Source organism: Nocardia sp. NPDC051990, from assembly GCF_040680755.1.
Taxonomy (GTDB): Bacteria; Actinomycetota; Actinomycetes; order Mycobacteriales; family Mycobacteriaceae; genus Nocardia.
Genome location: NZ_JBFAXH010000014.1, coordinates 1 through 21,114, shown reverse-complemented (window position 1 = coordinate 21,114; position 21,114 = coordinate 1). Strand labels below are relative to the sequence as shown.

Sequence of the window (21,114 nt, the reverse complement as noted above, 5' to 3'; positions counted from 1 at the left end):
TAAGGAGATGTGTTGCAGCGCTTACAGGATCGAGTCGCGGTCGTCACCGGTGGCGGGAGCGGTATCGGCCTCGCCACCGTTCGCCGGTTCGCGGCGGAAGGCGCAAAGGTCGTCGTCGCCGAAATCGATGCCGCCGCGGGCGAGGCCGCGGCCAGCGCGGTGGGTGGCCTCTTCGTGAAGGTGGACGTCACCGACGAGGCGCAGGTCGAGGCCATGTTCCAGACCGCCGTCGACACCTACGGTGGACTCGATATCGCCTTCAACAATGCCGGGATCTCACCGCCGGAAGATGATTCGATTCTCACCACCGGCATCGAGGCCTGGCGTCGGGTGCAGGAGGTCAATCTGACCTCGGTGTATCTGTGCAGCAAGTACGCCATCAACCATATGTTGGAGCGGGGAAAGGGTTCGGTGATCAATACCGCGTCGTTTGTCGCGGTCATGGGTGCGGCGACCTCGCAGATCTCCTATACCGCATCCAAGGGCGGTGTGCTCGCGATGAGCCGCGAGCTCGGAGTGCAGTTCGCGCGCAACGGCATTCGGGTCAACGCGCTGTGTCCGGGACCGGTGAACACGCCGCTGCTGCAAGAGCTGTTCGCGAAGGATCCGGAACGTGCCGCGCGCCGTCTGGTACACATCCCCATCGGACGCTTCGCCGAGCCGGAGGAGATCGCCGCGGCCGTCGCATTTCTCGCCAGCGACGACTCCTCGTTCATCACCGCATCACAGTTCCTGGTGGACGGTGGCATCTCCGGCGCGTACGTCACGCCGATGTGAAGGTACGGTTGGTTCGGGCGGATTGCTGAGCGGCAAGCCAGGATTCGCCATACGTCGCCGATCAGAGGGAGGCTCGTGAGATGAGTACGGAAGATGGGCGATCGCCCGGGCTGTTCAGTGATGCCTTGTCGACGGAGCCGTCGTTCCCGACCACTGCTTCATCGGCGGGAAATGGCGGCGGCCCGGATTTCCGCCCCGTGTTCAGCCGCGGTGACGGCAGCGCACCGGGATCGTATCCGCAGCTGGATCAAGGAAAATGAGCGGGTAGCGCCGCATTCGGTGCGGCGCTACGCATGCTCACAGCAGGCGTCTGCAACGCCAGACCAGATCGCGGGGGCGGTGTGGTCACCTCGAGCGCGCACTCGACGCACTTCCTCCCGCCTCGAAGGACGGGGTACCTTCTTCTGATGAAGCGAAATCTGAACTGCCCGTGCGGCGAACAGATCGTCGGGACGGATGAGGATGATCTGGTCGCGAAGACCAAGGCGCATCTGGCCGAGAACCACCCGGGGCACGACTATTCCCGGGACGAAATTCTTTTCATCGCTTACTGATTCACCACCCCGGCTTTTCGTCACCGGTACCCGGACTGTCCGGGTGCTGCGACGAAAAGCCGTGTGGGGTGGGGGTTATTGGGGGGAGCCGAGGCGAGCGCCGCCGTCCACACGGATCACCACGCCGGTGGTGAAGGTGTTGTCGGTGAGGAATTCGATGGCCTTGGCGATATCGTCGGCGCTGCCGACCCGGCCGACCGGGGTCTGCGCCGCGATTCCGGCGAATACCTCGGCGCGGGCGTCCGCGGGGAGGAAGTTCCACCATTCGGTGTCGATCACACCCGGGGATACGGCGTTCACGCGCACGGGTGCCAGTTCGACCGCGAGCACCGGGACGATGGCCTCGACACCGGCATTGACGGCGGCCAGTGCGGCGGTTGTCGGCATGGCGCCGCCTGCGGATGCGGCGGAGATCAGTGTGATGGATCCGTCGTGCGCGAGGTGGGGCAGCGCCGCCTGAATGGTGGCGATGTGCGGTAGCAGTTTGCCCGAGACGTGGGCCTGCAACTGATCCGAACCGAGTTCGCGGAACGGCGTGGTGCCCGATGGCCCGGTCACGGTCACCACCACGTGGTCGACCGGGCCTACCTCTGAAAAAAGCTGTGCCAGTTCATTTTCGACGCGTGCGTCGACGACCTTGCCGGATACCTGCGGGCCCAGCTCGGCCAGTGCGGCGGTGAGTCGTTCTTCGTTGCGTCCGGCGATGACGACCTCCGCGCCGTTCTCGGCGAGTCGGCGAGCGGTCGCCAGGCCGATGCCGGAGGTTCCACCGACGATGACGACTTTGTTGATCACAAGATCCTCCTGAGCTTCGAATCACGGCGATTTACGAATCACCGTGCCTCGTTAATATATTCGAGGCACGGTGTCTTGTAAAGTGAGTTGCATGACAGGAACCCGGGGTCGCCCCCGCAGCGAGGACGCCAGGCGCGCGATCCTGCATACGGCGCTGGAACTCTGCGAGCGGGACGGCTACCAAGACCTGACCATCAAGGCGATCGCGGAGGGGGCGGGCGTCGGGCGGCAGACGGTCTACCGCTGGTGGCCGGATAAGGCGTCGATCCTGATCGAGGCGCTGATCGGCTTGGCCGAAGAGCATGCGGCACTGCGAGTTCCGGATGACACCGTGGATGTGCTCGTCGCGGTGGAGCGGCTGCTCACGACCACTTTCGAACTCGCGCAGCAGGTGACGGGTCAGGCCTTGGTCGGCCTGATGGGGGATGCGCAGCGCGATCGAGACCTGTCCGAACGATTGCAGGACACCGTGATCGGCCCGCGGCGAGCGACACTGCGCGCACTGCTCCAGCGCGGTGTCGACGCCGGAAAACTGACTCCGGAGGTCCCGCTGGATCTCGTCGTGGATTTCGTCTTCGGTGCTATGTGGTACCGACTGCTCAGCCAGCACGCGCCGGTGAACGCCGCGCTGGCGAAGGATGTCACGAGCAGCATCGTGACCATGCTCGCGCCGTGAGAGGAACGCATCTGGTCCGGCTCATAGATCGGATCGGTGCGAACGCCGGGCCGTCCGGAATCCGGATCCGGACGATCGGTGCACCCTGCGTTGTGCAGGACCTCGCTCGCGCGGATGAGGGCCACGTCATCCGGGTGGGGGAGGCGGGGTGGTCCAGGCGCGGGAGACACTGGATTCGCTATGAGTTCTCCGAGTGTGCATGCGCGGACCACGGATACTGCCGTGTCCCGGGCATCGAAGTGGCTGCGCGCGTTGCCATCGAGTGCGATAGATATCGTGCTGGCCGTTGCCGTTACGGTGGCCAGCGTGGGACCCGCGATCGTGACGCGGGCGCCGTGGTGGGTGGTCGGCTGCTGCGTGCTCGCATCCGCGCCGGTGCGGTGGCGGCGGCGCGCGCCGATTCTCGTATTGCTCGTGGTTGGGCCGGCGATCACGGTGCTGGCCTGTGTGCACGCCATGCCCGCGTTGCCGTACGGAACCATCGTCTGCGTCTATACGATCGCGGCTTACAGTCCGCCACGATTGCGGCGGCTGACGCTGATCACCGTGAGTATCGGAATCCTGATCTCCCTGATCGTTCCGAACGAGAGTCCGGATTCCTATGGGTATGCCGCCATGTCGTTCGTGACCGCGTGGGCGCTCGGCACCGGCGTCCGGGCGCGGCGGTTGCAGATCGAGATGTTGGAGGAGCGGGCGCGGCGGCTCGAGGAAGAGCGGGCCGCCGCCGTCGATCGGGAACGGCTGCGCATTGCTCGGGATATGCACGATATCGTCGGCCATTCGGTCGGGCTGATGATCGTCCAGGCCGAGACCGGCCCGCTGCTGACCCGCACCGATCCGGATCGCGCGGATGCGGCCTTCGCGGGCATCGCCGATACGGGGCGCGATGCGGTGCAACAGCTTCGGCGCAGTCTCGGGGCTCTGCGCGGTACCGACGATTTGCCACATCAGCCCGGGATTGAGGCGATTCCCGATCTGGTGGCGATGTCGCGGCGCAGTGGGGCGGTCGTATCGTTCGACGAATTCGGTGAGCGCCGTGTGGTTTCCGGTGATATCGGGGTCACGGCCTATCGGGTGGTGCAGGAGGCGCTGACGAACACCAGCAAGCATGCCGGGGTCACTGATGTGCGCGTGTCGTTGCAATGGTCCGAGGATCGGCTGACGGTGCGGGTATCCGATGATGGTCTGGCACCTATGCTCGGCCCGAGAGCCTCGATCAACGGGCGACCCGCGGGTGGCGGTGGTGGGATCGGATCCGCGCTGGGGCATGGACTGATCGGGATGCGCGAGCGCGTCACCAGCGCGGGCGGGCGGTTGCAGTACGGGCATACATCGTCGGCAGGCCGGACCCGAGGCTTTGACGTGATTGCCGAACTTCCTATCGCACAGGAGAATTGAGCATGCGTGTGCTCGTCGTCGACGACCAGGACCTGTTCCGCGCCGGCTTCCGGCTGATCCTGGACACCCAGCCCGATATCACTGTGGTCGGTGAGGCTGTCGATGGGCTCGAAGCCGTCGAGCGGGCGCTGGAACTGGCACCCGACGTCGTGGTCATGGATGTGCGGATGCCGCGCCTGGACGGTGTCGCCGCGACCGCCCGCATCTGCGCCCAGACCAGTGCGAAGGTGTTGGTTCTGACCATGTTCGACCTGGACGAATACGTCTACGCCGCGCTGCGCGCCGGGGCCAGCGGCTTCCTGCTGAAGGACGTGCGCCGCGAACAACTGATCGAGGCCGTGCGCGTAATCGCCGCGGGCGACGCACTGCTCGCGCCCGCCGTGACGCGCCGCCTCATCGCCGACCTGGCCCACCGCGGTCAGCCCCGCCCCGACCTGATGCGCCAACTCGACGAACTGACCGAACGTGAACGCGATATCCTCCGCAACCTGGCCCGCGGCCTCTCCAACGCCGAACTCGCCGCCACTCTCGTCGTCAGCGAGCACACGGTGAAATCCCATGTCAGCTCGGTGCTTACCAAGTTGGGGCTGCGCGACCGCGTTCAGGCCGTGGTATTCGCCTACGAAGCGGGCCTCGTAATCCCCGGCCGCTCAGCCTGAATCCGCCCGCGCAAATCACGCCGCCGCCGCCCTCGATTGCCCGGCGTGCGAATACTGTCTGCACGATGTCCGTCGGTACCAGCGCACCGCGTTACTTCTGCTGCTGGCCTTCGCCATTCTGCCCGGAAGCTTTCCGATCGGGCTTCAGCTGACCGTGGTTGTATGACAGCGATCCCACTATTTCGCGGATGTCTGGTCGGCGGGTACGACGGGTCCGCTGATCGTGTCCGCACATCCGAACTTCGTCATGGCCGTGGAAGCCGGGCCGACTCGCGCCTAGGGGCGAGGTGGGATTCGCTCGTGCAGGCGATGTGCGGGAGAAGTCAGCGCGGGGACCATCAGAGCATCCGATCGAATGTGGAGCTCTCGATGAAGCGTTATCTGATCCTGGCCGCGGCTCTGGTGTCGGCACTGCTGTGGTATCTCGGCACGGGCCTACATCCGCTGCCCGGCCTGCTATTTCTCGCACCGCTGCCAGTGCTATTGATAGCCCCACGGGTTGGTGCGGGCACATCGTTCCTTGCGGGATTGCTGGCATGGTGTGGGAGCGGATTGCGGTATTGGCCTTACTTCATAGACACGATCGAGCAACCGGTACTCGTCACGCTGCTGCTGTTGGGCGCAACCGCCGCGGTATTCGGCGGATTGGTGACGATGACGCGTGCATTGATGCTGCGTGGGCGTCTCGGGCTTGCGGTGCTCGCCCTGCCGACCGGGTGGGTGACGTTCGAGTTCGCGGTATCGCTGGCCGGGCAGTTCGGTGCGTGGTGGAGCATCGCTTACAGCCAATTCGACCTGCTGCCGCTGATGCAGACTGCGGCAGTGACCGGTCCGTGGGGAATCGCATTCCTCATCATGCTGGTGCCGGCGACTGTAGCCGTATTAGTGGCTCCCGAAGTTACTGGCGCACAACGGTTTAGGATCGCGAGCGCGACCACCCTACTATTCGTCGCGGTTGGTGCGTTCGGATGGTGGCACCTTGCCGGTGCGCCGGAGCGGGATACGGTGCGCGTCGGTCTGCTCGCGGTTTCCCAACCGCCGGAATATGTTCCGGTGGACTCGGTGGACGGTCGCGATATGGTCGCCCGTGCGGTGCGCGAGATCGACAGGCTGGCCGATCAGGGTGCGCAGGTGGTCGTCTTGCCCGAAAAGGCTTGGACGGCAGATGAATCGACGTTGCCGGTGCTGGCCGCGCCGCTCACCGAGGTCGCGACCCGGCGCGGTATCCACGTCGTCGCGGGATTAGTGAAAACCGCGGGCGGAACCAGTGTCAACGCCGCCATCGACTATCCGTCGGGACTCGAATACGCCAAGCACCGCTTGGTCCCCGGCCTGGAGGACGACCTCGAACCGGGCACCGGCTGGCAGCGCATTCCGGGCGAACCCTGGGCGCTGGCAGTGTGTTTCGACCTGGATGGTCCGGATCTGGTGCGCGAGAACCGGAACCGTGGGGCGCTACTGCTACTGGTCCCGGCCCTCGACTTCACCGACGACCATTGGCTGCACAGCCGCATGGCCGTCCTGCGCGGCATCGAATCCGGTGTCGGCATCGCACGCGCACCCCAACTCGGCGAACTCGTGGCCAGCGATTCCCGCGGCCATATCCTGGCATCGGCGCGGACCGATATCACGGTGACCCGATCGGTGCTCGCCACCATCCCGCTGGAATCGGGCAAAACGGTCTATACCCGATTCGGCGACTGGTTCGGCTGGCTGACCGTGGCCCTGTTCGCGGTGGTGGCCGTCGGTGCGTTCCCGTGGCGATCACACCCAGTTTTCGGCCCCCGGCGTCGGCTGACAACGAGCGCGGAACAGCCCGCGGCCTGAACCTGGGAATCTGCTGAGCACACATCCGCGCGGGTAAGGTCGGCATTGCCGACGGATTGCTGAGTTTGCACTCAATGAGTCGGTAGCCGTACGCGGACAGTGCTGTCCGCAGTTATCAGATTGGAGATGCTCATGCAGATTCAGGTCAACACCGGCAGCAATATCCACGGCGGCGCATCGCTGGCCGAGCGTGTGGAATCGACGCTTTCCTCGATGCTCGACCGCTTCGCCGAGCAGGTCACCCGGCTGGAAGTCCATCTGACCGATCTGAACGCCCAAAAAGGCGGTCCGGACGATAAGCAATGCGTATTGGAAGCCCGCATATCCGGTCAGCCTCCGGTTGCCGTAACCCATCGCGCGGCTACGGTCGAAGACGCTTACACCGGCGCTGCCGACGCTATGGTCAGCCTCCTCGACAGCCGCTTCGGCCGCCTGCATCAGACGAAGGGTGGCGAATCCATCAGGCGCATGCTCGTCGATTAAGTTGCGCACGTCGATTGCTGAGCCAGCCTTCCCGCAATCGCTGGAGCAGGGAAGATCTCTCGAGATTGTTATCAGTGAGCTGCGGCCATGACCAGATCGCGGTAGGGCAGGCCGACGACCAGGTAATCGGTTATGCCGCTGGCATTCGGCGGTGGCTTGTAAGTTATTTCGGCGAACCCGTCTCGATGTCGAATGCGAAGGCGCTCAACGGTTTTCATGTAGTCGACATCGGGACGGCTGTAATAGGTGTCGACCTCGGTGAGGTGTCCGGCCTCGTGGCTTGACCACCTACGTTCACACCAAGTAGCCAACTGTCCCGCCCGATGAGGCGGCGCCGGCAACGGTGGATGGCCGTTGATGTCTTGTCCGGCTGCATGGTGCGAGCGGCCGAGGTCGCCGAACCGCTCGATCGTCGGGTCTTCGGAAAAGTGCAGTACCTGACCAGGCCCGGGGCTACATCTCAGTCGCCTTCAGGGGCGTCGTCCTCGTCCGGCCAGGTGTCTTCGATGATCAGGCGGCCGGATTGCATTGCCTGCGTGTACTGTTCGGCGACGACTGCGGTGGGGTAGGTGGGCCAGTAGGAGATGGCGCCGGTGGGTTTGTCGATGACGCAGACCGAGCCGCCGATGGTCGGGGGGAGCGGGGGTATGTGCGGGTCGATACCAGGTGGCGGCGGGAAGATGGCGACGACCGTGAAGCCCGCGTCGAATTCGGTGAGCAGGTTGCTGATGCTGTCATCGGTGGACAGATAGTGGTCGGCGATGCGTTGTGCCTCGGTGAGATCCACCGGAGTATTCGCCTCGGTGGGATAGGCGTGGATGTCCATGTTTGAGAACTTACGGCCAACGGCGGACGGCCCGTGGTCATTCGAAGTGAACGGTGGCGATCATCCGGCGGGCCAGGGTTTCCGGGTCCGAGCTGTCGCCGAGCATCGAATCCTGTAGTGCCCCTTCCCGCCAGAGCGCCGCGAAACCGTGGACCAGTGACCAGGCGGCGAGCCGGGTGGCTTGTTGCTGCTCACCGGCACTGTCGGGCTGCATGGCCGAGACCCCGGAGCGCAGCGCCGCGCTCGGCGCGGTACGGGCGGCGACCAGGCGCTCGTCGTCGGCGCGCAGGAGTTCACCAGGCTGGCCGCCGCGGGCCTGATCCTGCTGCTGATCGTGATGCTCCCCGCGAATATCCGTGCGGCAAGGGCGGACATCGGCATCAAGACCATGCCGTTGCCGCGGCGCACCGTCGTGCAGTTCATCTTCCTCGGCGCGGCCACGCTCGTGCTGCTCGGCTGATCCGCGAAACCAGTGCCCGCACACCAAATCGGTGTGCCGACACTGTGCTGTCCTCGGTCGGTGTCGCAGCGCCGAGGCGTGGCTGTTGGCGGGCGGTATCCTCCGATGGAACGAGTTCTAGTTCTGGGGCCGAGAGGGATAGAGATGTCATCACTGATTCCCGCAGCACTCGGCTGGTTGGTACTCGGCTACGTCGGCGTCATCACGGCGGGGCGACTGATCTTGCTGCGGGACACGCTCATTGATCAACTCGTCAACCGGATGCTGCTATGGAGCATCGCCGCCCTGGTCTGCTACCGATGCACCTCGACGCCGAGCATTACCAATCCGGTCTACGTCCTCGCATTGGGATGCGTGGTCATGACGACCATGCACCTCTATGTCATGGCGCGATATGTTCTCGCCGAGACCGGGCCGATGGCGGTGTGGCAGCGGCTGCGTCGGTGCGGTTTCGTCGCGGCGGTTGCCACCGTCGTCATGCTGCTCGCCGGAATGGCGGCGCGGGACAACGGACGGCCGGTCGATCTGAGCGCGCACGGGCCCGCGGTGATCTTCGGGATCGCTTATGCCGCACCGCTGGCGGTCGATATGGTCGTTTTCCTGCTCGCGGGCATCCACGAGCTTCGCCGCGGCGATCTCAGCGCCAAGATGCAGGCGGTCTGTTGGACTCTCGGCATCAGCGGCGGCTTCGTCTTGACCAGTCAGACACTGTCCGTCGCCCAGCTGCTGACTGGGCGCCCCTACCTCGGTCCGCATCTGCCGCGTGGCGAACTCGATTTCGTGCTCTGCCTGACTCTCGACGTGACCCTGCTCGCCATCCCTTTGTTCAGCACTTTGCTCACGCTGTCTGGTTGGGACCGCGAGGGCCGAATCTATCGCCGACTGCGACCGCTGTGGCGCGACCTCACCGCGGCGGTACCGGAGATCGTGCTACCCGCCGATGCGCGCCACGGTGCGGATCCGGTCACCCGACTGTTCCGCATGACCGTGGAGATCCGCGACGCACTGCTGCACCTCGGCCCCTACCTCACCGCCGAGACCACGCAACCGCAACGTAAGGGTGAATTAGATTGGGAGATAACCGATTACGCGCACCATCTGGCACGCGCCGCACGTGCTAGAAAGGCAGGGCAACTGCCCGCCGTGGTCGGATCCGTTCCGCGGTTGCCGGTAACCGCACACGATTTCGACACCGAACTCCGGCATCTGCTCGGCCTCGCCCGTGTCTGGCCGAAGACCGCGGTGGGATGAAGTTCGCACCGGTTGCGGAGACTTCGTCAGCCCCGGGAAGTCGAGCACCCCACCGGAGACGAGAGGTGCTGAATACTGCGACAGATGTCTGCACCCACGCTGTTCGACACACCGATACTGCACCGTCTGCACGACTGCGAGCGGATCCTGATCGCTGGTGCCGGTGGTGGGCATGACCTGCTCAGCGGTCTACCCATCGCCTTCGCGTTGCAGGAGCGACACAAAACGGTGTTCCTGGCAAACCTCACCTTCACCCCGGTCCACCGCACCACCGCGCAGCCGGTCGCGCCGGGACTGTTCGAAACCTACGCCGACACCAGTGGCCCAACCGGCTACTTCCCGGAGAAACACCTCGCGGTCTGGTTACGAGAACACGGCTATCCCGACCGCGTGTTCCTCATCCGCAAAGGAGGACCTGCCGATGTCCGGGCAGCCTACGGGTGGCTGGCCCGTGAACTACGCCTGGACGCGGTGGTGCTGGTCGACGGAGGCACCGACCTGCTGATGACCGGTGACGAAGCCGGCCTCGGAACCCCGGTCGAAGACGTCACCAGCCTGCTGGCTGCCCACGCCCTCGATCTGCCGGTCAAACTCGCCACCTGCGTCGGGTTCGGCAACGACACCTACCACGGTGTGTGTCACGCCCACTTTTTGGAAAACGTCGCCGCCCTCACCAAACTCGGTGCCTACCACGGCGTGTTCGCGCTCACCCCCGGCGTCACAGCCGTCGATGCCTGGCTGGACGCCGTCGACTGGGTCCAACGACACACCCCGGGCCGGGAGAGCATCCTCTGCGCCTCCACCACTGACGCCGCCCGCGGCGAGTTCGGCGACCACCACTCCCTGGCACGCACCCGCGCCAAAGGCGCCGAACTGTTCATCAACCCTCTCATGTCGATGGTCTGGGGATTCGACCTCGACGCGGTCGCCAACCGAGTCCTCTACCGACACGACATCGCACATGCCACCACACCCTTCGAAGTCGCCGCCGCGATCGAAGCCTTCCGCGACCACACCCCCCTGCGTCCCCGGCGAACCATCCCCGTCTGACAACACCGACGCCCGCGACACACCCAGCAAGCGACGTCAAATTTCACCGTCACAAACCAGCGACCGCGTCAACAACCGACACCCGAATTCACCGGCATAACCAATAGCCCGACCAGCCCTGTCTCCCCCTCCGAAGACAGGCCCGATCGGGCTGTAATAAATATGCCTCGGAGGACTAGACAGGGCCTTAAAGGCGCCTTAATGGAGACGTGTCAAGCGGGTCAGTGCCGCTTGGCGCCGAGTTGGGCCAGGAACTCGGCATTGGTCGGGGCCTGGCGCAGGCCCTCCAGCAGCAGGTCGATGGTCTGTTGACTGTCCACCGCGGCCAGGGTGCGGCGCAGCAGGTGGGTGGCCGCCAATTCGTCCTGGGTGAGCAGCAATTCGTCCTTGCGGGTGCTGGATTGAGCGATATCAACGGCCGGGAAGATCCGGCGGCTCGCGGTCGCGCGATCCAGCTTCAGCTCGGCATTGCCGGTGCCCTTGTGCTCCTCGAAGATCACGGTATCGGCCAGCGAGCCGGTCTCCACCAGGGCGGTGGCGACAATGGTGAGCGAGCCGCCGTTCTCGAAATTGCGTGCGGCGCCGAGGAATTTCTTGGGCGGCGCGAGCGCGGCGGCATCGACGCCGCCGGAGAGTACGCGCCCGGAGGATGGGGCCGCATTGTTGTAGGCGCGGGCGAGGCGGGTCAGCGAGTCGAGCAGTACGACGACGTCTCGCCCCATTTCGGCGAGGCGCTTGGCATGCTCGATGGCGAGTTCGGCCAGTGCGATCTGCTCGCGCGGGGTTTGGTCGAAGGTGGCGGCGGCGACATCGGCGGGCACCGACCTGGCCAGATCGGTCACCTCTTCAGGACGTTCGCCGACCAGTACGAGCATCAGTTCGCATTCCGGGTGGTTCTTCGCGATGCCGTGTGCGATCGCTTGCAGCACAGAGGTTTTGCCTGCCTTGGGCGGTGCGACAACGAGTGCGCGCTGCCCCTTGCCGATGGGCATGACCAGGTCGGTGACGCGGGTCGTCATGGCATGCGGTTCGGTCTCCAGGCGCAGCCGCTGATTGGGGTAGATGGGGACCAGGTCCTCGAAATGGGGACGGGCGGCGGAGCGTCGGGGATCCTGTCCGTTGACCGATTCGATGCGGACCAGCGGGTCGAGCTTGCCGCTGCGTGCCGGTTCGGCGGTACCGATGATGAAATCGCCACGGCGCAAACCGAATTCACGGATGATTCGAGGCGGTACGTGCACGTCCAGCGGGCCGGGGAGGTAGCCGTCGACACGGAGGGTGGCGGCACGGTTGTCGGCGATATCGAGGATGCCACCGACGGATCGTACGAGGTGCGCAGCGGCCTCGGCCGCCGCATCCCCGTCTTGTGATACGGGAAATGTGTTGTCTTTCATGGCTTTTCCTTTGCGTGGGGTACGGCGAACGGCCGTGTGAGGCAGCGGCGAAGGGCGCGCTGCGGTGAATGTCCCTGTGGGCTCCGGGAACGAGGCGGACCATCATGGTGATGGGAGAGCGGAGATCTTGTGGGAAGCCCAGGCTCTGATCGGCCGGGATATCGACATCCACAAGGACAGGCCCGAGGGTACATCGTCGAACAGCTGTCGCGCAACGGTCACAGCCCAGCCACGGCGATCGGGGCAGGCCACAGTTCCGTATCGGTAACCGATCATGCGAAACGGCGCGGCGGTGAGTCTCATATCAGTGGGTATCCGGCCAAGACCGACCGACGGCAGGAGCTGCAATGGCCGAACTCGAACCGTTCTACCAGCAAGTTCAATCGCACTACGACATCTCCGACGACTTCTACCGGTTGTTTCTCGACCCGTCGATGACCTACAGCTGCGCCTACTTCGAGCGCGACGATATGACCCTGGAACAGGCCCAGCTCGCCAAGATCGATCTCGCGCTCGGCAAATTGGATCTGCGGCCCGGGATGACCCTGCTCGATATCGGATGCGGTTGGGGCGCAACGATGTTCCGCGCGGTCGAGCGCTATGGCGTGAAGGCCGTCGGTCTCACCTTGAGCCGCAATCAGTCCGAGCATGTCCGCTCGGAGATCGATCGGCGCGGTGTGGCAGGCGTTGAGATTCGGCTGCAGGGCTGGGAGGAGTTCGACGGGGGTGTGGACCGGATCGTCAGCATCGGTGCGTTCGAACATTTCCGCCGCGAGCGGTACCCGGCATTCTTCGCGCGCTGCCACCACATGCTCCCGCCCGAGGGCCGGATGTTGTTGCATACGATCATCGGTCACAGCCTCAACGACCTGCGTCGCATGAATATTCCAGTGACCAGGGAGGCCGCGCTTTTCCACATCTTCATCAAGCGCGAGATCTTCCCCGGCGGACAGCTGCCCCAGCCCGCCGAGATCACCCGCTTGGCCGGGCAGGCCGGATTAGGCACCGAGCAGATTCAGCCGCTGCGCCTGCACTACGCGCGCACGCTGGACCACTGGGCCGATGCGCTGGTCGACAATCACAACGAGGCGGTGCGGATCGCTTCGGAGGAGGTCTACGCCAGGTATCTGAAATACCTCACCGGATGTGCCAAGTACTTTCGTAGCGGGCACATCGATGTCATGCAGTTCACGATGGTGAGGTGAGCCCGGCGTGACGCCGGGCTCGAGGTCAGAGTACGGCCTGGGTCTGTGTCACCTTTGCGACGAGTTTGTCCGCGTCATCATGGATTTCGGTCTCCACCACGATGAACGACCGTCCCGCGTGCAGCGTTCGCGCCGTCGCGATCGCATAGCCGGAACGCACGGCCCGCAGAAAATTCGTCTTGGACTCGACCGTCGTCGTGCCCTGCTTGCCCTCGGGCAGATTCAGGAACGCACACACCGCGGCGGTCCCATCGGCCAGCGACATCAGCACCCCACCGTGTAGCACCCCGCCCAGCGTGCACAGCGATTCGTCCCAGGCTATCCGACTGCGCACCAATGCGGCGCCGTGTTCGAGCACCTCGACCCCGAGGTGCTCGGTGAACGGCATGGACTGGTGAAAGAGCTTGGTGCCCACCTCATCGATCATGAAGTCAGCCTGCCCGATGGATTCGCTGCGCGTCGATTACTCCTGAGGTAATCAGGAGTACGAGCAGCGCGGTCGCGCCGCCGCAGAGCAGCACCGTCCCGGGCGCGGTCCGATCCACGATCATCCCGCCGACCAGCGCACCGATGCAGAAGGTGGCCTGGAACGAGGCGGTGAACAGTACCGAAGCCACCTCGGGCGCATCGGGTAGCGCATCGGCGAACCAGGTCTGCAGTACCACCGGCACACCGCCGTATCCGATACCCCAGACGATGAGCAGTGCGATCGCGCCGATCTCCCAGTGGCCGAGCATCGGCAGCAGCAGCATCGCGACCGCCATCGCACTCGCCGCGAAGCCGAGCGCGAGCCGGGGACAGCTGAGCAGGGTGCCGCCGAGGAAGTTCCCGGCAATGCCCGCCACACCGTAGATCAGCAGCAACACGGTGATCGTGCCCGCGCTCACCTCGGTGACCTGTTCCAGGAACGGCGTGACGTAGGTGTAGGTGCCGAACTGCGCGATCACCACGAAAAATGTCGCCAGCAAGGCGATTCGGACGACACTGCCGCGAAGACCGAGACGCAGCGCAGTAAGGCGAAGGGCCGGTCCGGCGGGCAGGGGCGGCAGCGTAACCGCGAGCAGCGTCAGCACCACCGCGGACAGGACGCCCAAAACCACGAAGGCGGCGCGCCAGCCGGCGACATGTCCGACGAAGGTGCCCGCGGGCACGCCGAGCACCGAACCGAGCGGAACGGCGGAGAAGATTACCGCCGTCGCCCGGTGCACCGACTCCGGCGGTACCAATCGTCGGGCCAGTCCGGCCGCGATCGACCAGTAGCCGCCGATGGTGACTCCGATCAGCACGCGGGAGGCCAGCACCACCCAGAACTGCGGCGCGCTCGCGGCCACCACATCGGCGATCACCAGCAACACCGTGCAGCCGCACAGCAGCAGTCGGCGATCGATCCGCGCGGCGGCGACCGTCACCAAGGGCGCGGCGATCGCGGCCAGCAGACCGGGCAGGGTCAGCATCAGCCCCGCCATGCCGTCGGAGATCGTGAAATCGGCTCCGATCGAGGTCAGCAGGCCGATCGGCAGTATCTCGGCGGTCACGATCAAGAAGATGCCGAGCATTACCGCGATGACCGCGAGCCACCGGATCAGCGGTGGCCGGGCGACGGCGGCAGGGGAGGGCGCAAGAGCTGTGGACATGCGCTCCAGTCCAGCAATTCCGGCACTCCGAGTGCTGGCGGGTTTGGGCCGCGAATGTCGGTGCCGTGCTGGATTATTCGACATGAGCACGAACGGGAAGACGTCGCAGTACGGGTATCGGTGTCCTACGAGCTGACGAACTGGATCGCGCTGGCGACGCCCACCGGCACACCGACGACGATCATGGCCGCAGCGTCGCCGCGCGTCGCGATACCCGCGGCGGCCCCGGCGCGGCACCACCGATCGGTCCACCGAAAGCGTGAGCATGCCGCGCGCGACACAGCCGAGCATCGCACCGATGCTGGTGCCGACCAGGGTGCACGGGCTCAGCTCATCCGGGCGACGACCGCACGGGGCAGATGTGGCAGCACCACATCGATGAGCCGCCACGGCCAACCGGGCACGCAGGCGCGAATCCGCTCCCGTTCGATCGCCCGCACCATCGACGCGACGCCCTTCGCTAAGGGCGCGACCATGCGGGCGTCACCGGCCTTCGCCGCCATATCGGTGGCGATGAATCCGGGAAGTAGCGTGGTCACCGCGATCGGTGAGTTCGCGAATTCGACCGTGAGCGCCTCACCGAGCGCGGCAAGTCCGGCCTTGCTCGCGGAGTAGGCGGCCTTCTTCCCTGGCAAGCCGCGCACCGCGCTCATCGAGGACACCAGCACCAGGTGGCCCGACTCCTGAGCGCGGAAGATCTCCAATGCCGCCTCGGTCTGGGCGATGGCGCTGACGAAATTGGTGGTGGCCGTGGCGAGATTGGCCTCCGCACGTCCGGTGCCGAGCAGCGCGCCCTTGCCGATACCGGCATTGATGATCACCCGATCCAGTCCGCCGAGTTCATCGCGCAGTTCCGCGAATACCCGGGGGACGGCCGAATGGTCATCGACGTCGAGCGCGCGGACAGCGACGGTAATGCTTGGGTGCGCGGCGGTGAGTTCGTCGCGTAGGGCCGTGAGCGCGTCCAGGCGGCGGGCGCACAGGGCCAGCTCACGGCCTCTGGCGGCGAACTCCCGCGCCATGGCCGCGCCGAGTCCGGCGCTCGCGCCGGTGATCAGGATCTTGCTCCGCGTCATGGTTGCGAACCATAACGGCTACCGAACGCGAGTCGATATCCGTGGGTTCGACTCAGCCGCCGAATGGGCCCGTGCTCGGTGGCAACATGTGCCAGGCGCCGCAGTTCACGGTCTTGAAGGCCACATCGGTTGGCGCGATCTCGGCGCGGACCGGGCTGTTCCTGGTGAATTCGTTATTGATGATGTAGTGCTGATCGGTGTTATCGCCTTCGACCTTGCGCAGCCGCCGCCAGTCGCAACCAACGGCCGGATCGGGGGTGCCCGGGGCCTCCCAGACACCGGGGAAGATATCGACGCCGACCAGATAAACGCCATCCTCGGTGATGGTGGTGCGGGGCTGGGCGGCCGCGGTTCCGGTGCCCAGCAGTGTCACGGTAGCTGCCATCGCCCCCGCGATCACGAGCGTGCCTGCACGCATACCGCTGTCTCCTCGAGTTGTTGTGCTCTTGCCGTCACCGGCGGCTGAATTGCGCAGCTCCCCGAATCTCCAGCTCTACCAGACTCGGTGATCGATTTCGGTGGAACCACCGGATTCCCGCCCGCGTGATTCCACTCGCGCGGATTCTCGCGATATCCGTTGTATGAGTGGTATTCGTCTGGTGGTCGACGTCGCGGGTAGGCGGTCGACCTGCGGGACGGCATGTGCTGGGCTGTGTACCGAGGATGGGCTCGCCGCCGTGCTCGCCGCGGACTGGGGGCTGCTACATTGGCGCGCCATGCGCCGCCTCGGCGATTCGGGCCTCGCCGAAGAGGCGGTGCAGGAGACGTTGCTCCGGGCCTGGCGCTCCTGTGCGGCGTTCGACGAACGCAAGGGCACGGTGCGCACCTGGCTGCTCGCCATCGAACGCAACATCATGATCGATATCGCCCGTGCCCGCGCAATCCGGCCCGCGGATACCGGATGGGACGAGATCACCGAGCTCAGCGATGTCCGCTTCGCCGATCCGGACTTCACCGAGCGCCTCATCGACGGTCTACTCGTCGCCGATCTACTGGCCCGGCTACCCGAATCGCAGCGCGTCGCGGTGGTGGAGGTGATTCTGCGGGACCGCGCCTATCAGGAGGTGGCCGATGACTTCGGCGTTCCGGTCGGCACGGTCAAGACTCGGGTGCACTACGCACTGCGGTCGTTGCGCCGCTTGCCGATGGGAGCCTGAGTCCCCCTCCCGCATCCAGTTACACCGTTGAGTTGGGACAGTGCCGATAGTGAGACGGACCCGTTGAGTCGACAGTCCCACGAGTTCCGGTCGGTGTTCAGGCAGTGTCGGTGGTCGGAACCATACTGGTGGTACACCGACGTCAGCGCCTGACCATTGAGCATCTGGCCTGGCTGAATCAACTAGTGTGGGGCTACACGCTCGCGGCACGGTTGGAATGCAAGCGAGTACGCCGTTAGCCAGACAGGTGGTCACGGGACGGCACAATGAATGACATGTCAGTGGGTGGCGGCGGCACCGCCCAGGGGTCGGGGCCAGCGAAGGCGTTCGGGCGCTATCGGCTGTTGTCGCTGCTGGGGCAGGGCGGCATGGGCCAGGTATGGCGGGCGCATGATTCGCTGACCGACCGGGTCGTGGCGCTAAAGGTGTTGCCCGAGAGCTTCGCCAATGACGAACAGCTGCGCGAGCGGTTCCGCCGGGAGTGCCGGACGGTGGCGCAGCTGACCGAGCCGCATGTGATCCCCATCCACGACTTCGGCGACATCGACGGTCGGCTCTATCTGAATATGCGTTTGATCGAGGGCACCGACCTGCGCACGGTGATCACGCGAGAAGGGGCCTTGTCGCCGCGGCGGGCAGTGGCGATCATCACTCAGGTGGCCGGCGCGCTGCAGGCGGCCCATGACGCCGGGCTGGCGCACCGCGATGTCAAACCCGCCAACGTCTTGCTATGCGCCGATGATTTCGCCTACCTGATCGACTTCGGTATCGCCCACGCCGCCGACGACCGTACGCTGACCAGGGCAGGCGAGACCATCGGCACCGTCGCCTACATGGCGCCGGAGGCGATAAGCGCGTCGGCCAAGACCGACGCCCGAACGGACGTCTATGCGTTGGCGTGCGTGCTGTATGAGTGCCTGACCGGCCGGCCACCGTTTGCGAGCCCATTGGGCATAGAGGGTGTGATCGCCCATCACCTGCACACCCCGCCGCCGCAACCCAGTACCACTACACCCGATGTACCGACTGCCTTCGATGCGGTCATCGCCAAAGGAATGGCCAAAAAACCTGACGATCGCTACCAGACCGCGCGCGAACTGGCCGCGGCGGCACGCGCCGCGGTGGGCGATTCCACGGTCAGCATCAGTGGGGGCCTGGCTGCGCGCCGTGGATGGCGAATCAGGTTGTCGCCCAAGACCGCCGGGCTGCTCGCCGCCGCGGCCGCGGTTGCGGTGGTCGCCACCGTAGCGGTGATTATCGGCGTCCAACGGGAATCAGGCGGCGGTGGCATCTCGCCCACACCTATCGCCCCGGCCTACTCGTCACAGACCGCTCTGCCGTTTACCGGCGTCGACCTACCCACCGGTGTGGCGGTCGACACGGCGGGCAATGTATACGTCGCCGACATAGGCAACGATCGGGTGGTGAGGTTGGAGCCGGGCGCGTCGGCTCCGACCCCGCTGCCGTTCACGGGCCTGAAGAATCCCCAGGGTGTAGCGGTCGACACGGCAGGCAACGTATACGTCACCGACACGAGTAACAATCGGGTGATGAGGTTGGCGGCAGGCGCGTCGGCCCCGCTGCCGTTCACCGGCCTGAGGAATCCCCAGGGTGTAGCGGTCGACACGGCAGGCAACGTATATGTCACCGACCGGGGTAACGATCGGGTGATGAGATTGGCGGTGGACGCGTCGGCGCCGACCCCGCTGCCGTTTACCGGGCTAAAAGATCCCCAGGGTGTGGCGGTCGACAAGGCAGGCAACGTGTACGTCACCGAATTGGGTACCGATCGGGTGATCAGGTTGGCGGTGGGCGCGTCGGTGCCGACCCCGCTGCCGTTCACCGGGCTCAATGATCCCCAGGGTGTGGCGGTCGACACGGCGGGCGACGTGTACGTCGTCGACTGGGGTAACCAATGGGTGGCGAGGTTGGCGGTGGGCGCGTCGGTGCCGACCCCGCTGCCGTTCACCGGGCTCAAAGAGCCGCAGGGTGTGGCAGTCGACACGGCGGGCAACGTATACGTCACCGATTTGGGCCCCAATCCGGTGGTGAAACTCCCGGTCGGCTGAACCACCCGAACCGGCCTACCCGATCCCAGCGTTGCCGCGATCGGGGTGTACGTGCATCTGTTCGAGGGCCACGAGTCTAGAACTCGCGAGGCTGTAGACGCTATGCTCTCCCGTAACAACAGCACCAGCAGTAACACCGGGAGCGCTACCGCCTAGGTCGATTCGCTGGAAGCGCTCACGGGACCATCACGGGACTAGGGAGCTGCTTTGTCTATCTACCAGGCATTTCGCGTGAAGCCAAGCATCATCGGTACCGGTATCTGCTGCGCCGTCACGGCTGCCGTGGTGGTGACGCTGTCGGGGCTGACCCCGGCCGCGGTCGCCGATCCGACAACGCCGGATATGTCCACGAAACTCGTCGGCAAGACCGTATTCCTCGACCCGGGTCATCAGGGTCCCAACCACGCCGAGAACATGGCGCAGCAAGTCAGCAACGGTCGCGGCGGCACCAAGGACTGCCAGACCACCGGCATGACCACGGTCAACGGCGTGCCGGAGCACACCATCAACTGGAAGGTGGCCGAGTTGGTTCGGGCCGCCATGCAGGATCTGGGCGCCAAGGTGGTGCTCAGTCGTCAGGACGACTCAGGATGGGGCGGCTGCGTCGATGAACGCGCGCAGGCTGCCAATGCCTCCGGCGCCGATGTCGCGGTGAGCATCCACGCCGATGGCGCACCGGCGCAGGACCGAGGCTTTCATCTGATCGTGCCGCAGCTGCCGATCCCGGATCCGAAGGCCGATCAGGTCCAGTCCGGGCCCGGCCTCGCGGCCACGAAGGCGGTGCGCGACGCGTATCTGGAGGCCGGATTCCCGGCCGCGAACTATGCAGGCGCACAGGACGGACTGCAGACGCGCGCGGATGTGGCCGGTCCGGCAATGACCACCGTGCCCGATGTCTTCCTCGAGATGGGCAATGGTGCTAATGCCGAGGACGCCGCTCTACTGGAGAGTCCGGAAGGGCAGGTCAAGCACGCCCTGGCCATTACCACCGGCCTGGTCGGCTTCCTGCTCGGCGCCCCGCAGCAGGCGACGGCAGGGACGGTTCCGGCGCCGACCGGTTCGGCGACAGACCAGCCCGCCTCGGCTCCGCTCTCGAATACCTCGCAGGCACAAGCGGTTCCGCATGTTCCCGGCACACAGCAGGCTCCCGGCGGAACGCAGACTTCGGTCGTCCCGCTGCCACAGGCCGTGCCCGAACCGACGACAGTCCCGAATTCCGCACCATCGACGGGGACAGCCCCGACCGCGCCCGCAGCATCGAATCCTCCACAGGGGTACGCACCGGCACCGGGATACACGCCGGCGCCCAGCTCCCCGGACACGCAGTCACCGTGGTCGGCGCAGTCGCCCAGCTCGCCGCAAGCGGGTACATCGCAGTCACCGGGCTACGCACTCTCGCCCAACACCCCGCAATCACCCGGTACGGCCCAAACGCCCGGTTCCCAAATATTGCCGGGCCAGACCGCGCCGAGTACAACCAGTTCCCTGCCAATTCTGGTCGGCACGATCATGCAGATGATGCTGCCGCTGGCCAGGTCCCTCGGCATGGACAACAACGTGCTCACCTCCGAGCTGATCAACCTGGCATATACCCTGGCCAGCACCCTGCTTGGCCCGACCAAGTAATAGTTGGCCGACCGCGGACATAGTCGTGAGTAGCGCGCATTCGAAACCGCCACGGAGCGAGTCTTACGAGCGAGGAGTTCGCGGCCCGTCTCGCGTCCGAGTCGTCGAAGCGCATGCGACGAAGTCGCGAGTCTCGATGACTCGGACGAGCAGGACGCCGATGATCTGGCCGACCGGACCGCCGCCGAAAAAGCCGG

Annotated in this window: 21 protein-coding genes and 2 pseudogenes; 14 read left to right on the top strand and 9 right to left on the bottom strand. The window is 65.5% G+C overall.

Features of this window, described 5'->3' with window-relative positions:
• Positions 1 to 9 precede the first annotated feature (9 nt).
• Together AB0L63_RS23155 and AB0L63_RS23150 are read left to right on the top strand one after the other, a co-directional pair.
• Positions 10 to 777, top strand: a complete 768-nt coding sequence (locus AB0L63_RS23155; protein WP_364504505.1) for a 3-oxoacyl-ACP reductase — start codon at positions 10 to 12, stop codon at positions 775 to 777.
• Between the two features lie 407 nt (positions 778 to 1,184).
• Positions 1,185 to 1,331 carry a DUF1059 domain-containing protein gene (locus AB0L63_RS23150; RefSeq protein ID WP_327101371.1) on the top strand — a complete coding sequence of 49 codons (147 nt, stop codon included), beginning with the start codon at positions 1,185 to 1,187 and terminating at the stop codon, positions 1,329 to 1,331.
• 75 nt (positions 1,332 to 1,406) lie between these two features.
• Here AB0L63_RS23150 and AB0L63_RS23145 read toward each other — a convergent pair whose 3' ends face one another.
• Positions 1,407 to 2,126, bottom strand: coding sequence for an SDR family oxidoreductase (locus tag AB0L63_RS23145; protein WP_364504502.1), 720 nt, complete (start codon positions 2,124 to 2,126; stop codon positions 1,407 to 1,409).
• Positions 2,127 to 2,217: 91 nt separating this feature from the next.
• Between AB0L63_RS23145 and AB0L63_RS23140 the strand changes: the two genes are divergently transcribed.
• The 5 genes from AB0L63_RS23140 (at position 2,218) to AB0L63_RS23120 (ending at position 7,169) form a co-directional block, all read left to right on the top strand.
• Positions 2,218 to 2,802 carry a TetR/AcrR family transcriptional regulator gene (locus AB0L63_RS23140; protein ID WP_364504500.1) on the top strand — a complete coding sequence of 195 codons (585 nt, stop codon included), beginning with the start codon at positions 2,218 to 2,220 and terminating at the stop codon, positions 2,800 to 2,802.
• A gap of 222 nt (positions 2,803 to 3,024) precedes the next feature.
• Positions 3,025 to 4,200, top strand: coding sequence for a histidine kinase (locus AB0L63_RS23135; RefSeq protein ID WP_364504498.1), 1,176 nt, complete (start codon positions 3,025 to 3,027; stop codon positions 4,198 to 4,200).
• A gap of 2 nt (positions 4,201 to 4,202) precedes the next feature.
• Positions 4,203 to 4,859, top strand: coding sequence for a response regulator transcription factor (locus AB0L63_RS23130; RefSeq protein WP_364504496.1), 657 nt, complete (start codon positions 4,203 to 4,205; stop codon positions 4,857 to 4,859).
• A 369-nt stretch (positions 4,860 to 5,228) separates the two neighbouring features.
• A complete protein-coding gene (locus AB0L63_RS23125; RefSeq protein ID WP_364504494.1) occupies positions 5,229 to 6,686 on the top strand; it encodes a nitrilase-related carbon-nitrogen hydrolase in 1,458 nt (485 codons plus the stop codon).
• 132 nt (positions 6,687 to 6,818) lie between these two features.
• Positions 6,819 to 7,169, top strand: a complete 351-nt coding sequence (locus AB0L63_RS23120; RefSeq protein ID WP_364504492.1) for an HPF/RaiA family ribosome-associated protein — start codon at positions 6,819 to 6,821, stop codon at positions 7,167 to 7,169.
• A gap of 71 nt (positions 7,170 to 7,240) precedes the next feature.
• Here AB0L63_RS23120 and AB0L63_RS23115 read toward each other — a convergent pair whose 3' ends face one another.
• The 3 genes and pseudogenes from AB0L63_RS23115 to AB0L63_RS23105 form a co-directional block, all read right to left on the bottom strand.
• Complete coding sequence (locus AB0L63_RS23115) at positions 7,241 to 7,480, bottom strand: CYTH domain-containing protein (RefSeq protein WP_364504490.1); 240 nt, start codon at positions 7,478 to 7,480, stop codon at positions 7,241 to 7,243.
• A gap of 149 nt (positions 7,481 to 7,629) precedes the next feature.
• Entirely contained in the window at positions 7,630 to 7,995 is a 366-nt protein-coding gene (locus tag AB0L63_RS23110; protein WP_364504488.1) for a hypothetical protein, read from the bottom strand.
• Positions 7,996 to 8,032: 37 nt separating this feature from the next.
• A pseudogene (locus AB0L63_RS23105) lies at positions 8,033 to 8,164 on the bottom strand (TetR family transcriptional regulator); the annotation flags it as partial.
• Between the two features lie 12 nt (positions 8,165 to 8,176).
• Here AB0L63_RS23105 and AB0L63_RS23100 point away from each other — a divergent pair.
• From AB0L63_RS23100 to AB0L63_RS23090, 3 genes are all read left to right on the top strand, one after another.
• Complete coding sequence (locus AB0L63_RS23100) at positions 8,177 to 8,455, top strand: hypothetical protein (protein WP_364504486.1); 279 nt, start codon at positions 8,177 to 8,179, stop codon at positions 8,453 to 8,455.
• 144 nt (positions 8,456 to 8,599) lie between these two features.
• Positions 8,600 to 9,706 carry an MAB_1171c family putative transporter gene (locus AB0L63_RS23095; protein WP_364504484.1) on the top strand — a complete coding sequence of 369 codons (1,107 nt, stop codon included), beginning with the start codon at positions 8,600 to 8,602 and terminating at the stop codon, positions 9,704 to 9,706.
• 84 nt (positions 9,707 to 9,790) lie between these two features.
• Positions 9,791 to 10,756, top strand: coding sequence for a DUF1152 domain-containing protein (locus AB0L63_RS23090; RefSeq protein ID WP_364504482.1), 966 nt, complete (start codon positions 9,791 to 9,793; stop codon positions 10,754 to 10,756).
• Between the two features lie 221 nt (positions 10,757 to 10,977).
• Here the strand turns inward: AB0L63_RS23090 and AB0L63_RS23085 are convergent.
• Positions 10,978 to 12,087, bottom strand: a pseudogene (locus tag AB0L63_RS23085) (transcription termination factor Rho, short form); the annotation flags it as partial.
• 410 nt (positions 12,088 to 12,497) lie between these two features.
• Here AB0L63_RS23085 and AB0L63_RS23080 point away from each other — a divergent pair.
• Positions 12,498 to 13,355 carry a cyclopropane mycolic acid synthase family methyltransferase gene (locus AB0L63_RS23080; protein WP_364504480.1) on the top strand — a complete coding sequence of 286 codons (858 nt, stop codon included), beginning with the start codon at positions 12,498 to 12,500 and terminating at the stop codon, positions 13,353 to 13,355.
• 25 nt (positions 13,356 to 13,380) lie between these two features.
• On the opposite strand, the gene AB0L63_RS23075 is transcribed toward AB0L63_RS23080, so the two are convergent.
• From AB0L63_RS23075 to AB0L63_RS23060, 4 genes are all read right to left on the bottom strand, one after another.
• A complete protein-coding gene (locus AB0L63_RS23075; RefSeq protein ID WP_364504478.1) occupies positions 13,381 to 13,782 on the bottom strand; it encodes a PaaI family thioesterase in 402 nt (133 codons plus the stop codon).
• A gap of 4 nt (positions 13,783 to 13,786) precedes the next feature.
• Complete coding sequence (locus tag AB0L63_RS23070; protein WP_364504476.1) at positions 13,787 to 14,989, bottom strand: MFS transporter; 1,203 nt, start codon at positions 14,987 to 14,989, stop codon at positions 13,787 to 13,789.
• Between the two features lie 326 nt (positions 14,990 to 15,315).
• Positions 15,316 to 16,065 (bottom strand): SDR family oxidoreductase, encoded by a 750-nt coding sequence (locus AB0L63_RS23065; protein WP_364504474.1) that lies wholly within the window; start codon positions 16,063 to 16,065, stop codon positions 15,316 to 15,318.
• A 52-nt stretch (positions 16,066 to 16,117) separates the two neighbouring features.
• The gene (locus AB0L63_RS23060) at positions 16,118 to 16,483 is read right to left on the bottom strand and encodes a hypothetical protein (RefSeq protein WP_364504472.1); all 366 of its coding nucleotides are present in this window, start codon (positions 16,481 to 16,483) and stop codon (positions 16,118 to 16,120) included.
• A 163-nt stretch (positions 16,484 to 16,646) separates the two neighbouring features.
• On the opposite strand from AB0L63_RS23060, the gene AB0L63_RS23055 reads away from it, so the two are divergent.
• The 3 genes from AB0L63_RS23055 to AB0L63_RS23045 all read left to right on the top strand — a co-directional run bounded on the left by AB0L63_RS23055 (position 16,647) and on the right by AB0L63_RS23045 (position 20,917).
• Complete coding sequence (locus tag AB0L63_RS23055) at positions 16,647 to 17,222, top strand: sigma-70 family RNA polymerase sigma factor (RefSeq protein ID WP_364504470.1); 576 nt, start codon at positions 16,647 to 16,649, stop codon at positions 17,220 to 17,222.
• A 275-nt stretch (positions 17,223 to 17,497) separates the two neighbouring features.
• On the top strand, positions 17,498 to 19,291 hold the full coding sequence (locus tag AB0L63_RS23050; RefSeq protein ID WP_364504468.1) for a serine/threonine-protein kinase PknD: 1,794 nt from the start codon (positions 17,498 to 17,500) through the stop codon (positions 19,289 to 19,291).
• A 231-nt stretch (positions 19,292 to 19,522) separates the two neighbouring features.
• A complete protein-coding gene (locus AB0L63_RS23045) occupies positions 19,523 to 20,917 on the top strand; it encodes an N-acetylmuramoyl-L-alanine amidase (RefSeq protein WP_364504466.1) in 1,395 nt (464 codons plus the stop codon).
• The last annotated feature ends 197 nt before the right edge of the window (positions 20,918 to 21,114 follow it).

Bases quoted from the DNA above. Each gene is read 5' to 3' on its own strand.
- AB0L63_RS23060 (WP_364504472.1), bottom strand. From the start codon at position 16,483: ATGCGTGCAGGCACGCTCGTGATCGCGGGGGCGATGGCAGCTACCGTG.
- AB0L63_RS23090 (WP_364504482.1), top strand. From the start codon at position 9,791: ATGTCTGCACCCACGCTGTTCGACACACCGATACTGCACCGTCTGCAC.
- AB0L63_RS23140 (WP_364504500.1), top strand. From the start codon at position 2,218: ATGACAGGAACCCGGGGTCGCCCCCGCAGCGAGGACGCCAGGCGCGCG.
- AB0L63_RS23080 (WP_364504480.1), top strand. From the start codon at position 12,498: ATGGCCGAACTCGAACCGTTCTACCAGCAAGTTCAATCGCACTACGAC.
- AB0L63_RS23075 (WP_364504478.1), bottom strand. From the start codon at position 13,782: ATGATCGATGAGGTGGGCACCAAGCTCTTTCACCAGTCCATGCCGTTC.
- AB0L63_RS23125 (WP_364504494.1), top strand. From the start codon at position 5,229: ATGAAGCGTTATCTGATCCTGGCCGCGGCTCTGGTGTCGGCACTGCTG.
- AB0L63_RS23050 (WP_364504468.1), top strand. From the start codon at position 17,498: ATGTCAGTGGGTGGCGGCGGCACCGCCCAGGGGTCGGGGCCAGCGAAG.
- AB0L63_RS23120 (WP_364504492.1), top strand. From the start codon at position 6,819: ATGCAGATTCAGGTCAACACCGGCAGCAATATCCACGGCGGCGCATCG.
- AB0L63_RS23070 (WP_364504476.1), bottom strand. From the start codon at position 14,989: ATGTCCACAGCTCTTGCGCCCTCCCCTGCCGCCGTCGCCCGGCCACCG.
- AB0L63_RS23065 (WP_364504474.1), bottom strand. From the start codon at position 16,065: ATGACGCGGAGCAAGATCCTGATCACCGGCGCGAGCGCCGGACTCGGC.
- AB0L63_RS23110 (WP_364504488.1), bottom strand. From the start codon at position 7,995: ATGGACATCCACGCCTATCCCACCGAGGCGAATACTCCGGTGGATCTC.
- AB0L63_RS23130 (WP_364504496.1), top strand. From the start codon at position 4,203: ATGCGTGTGCTCGTCGTCGACGACCAGGACCTGTTCCGCGCCGGCTTC.
- AB0L63_RS23150 (WP_327101371.1), top strand. From the start codon at position 1,185: ATGAAGCGAAATCTGAACTGCCCGTGCGGCGAACAGATCGTCGGGACG.
- AB0L63_RS23055 (WP_364504470.1), top strand. From the start codon at position 16,647: ATGAGTGGTATTCGTCTGGTGGTCGACGTCGCGGGTAGGCGGTCGACC.
- AB0L63_RS23095 (WP_364504484.1), top strand. From the start codon at position 8,600: ATGTCATCACTGATTCCCGCAGCACTCGGCTGGTTGGTACTCGGCTAC.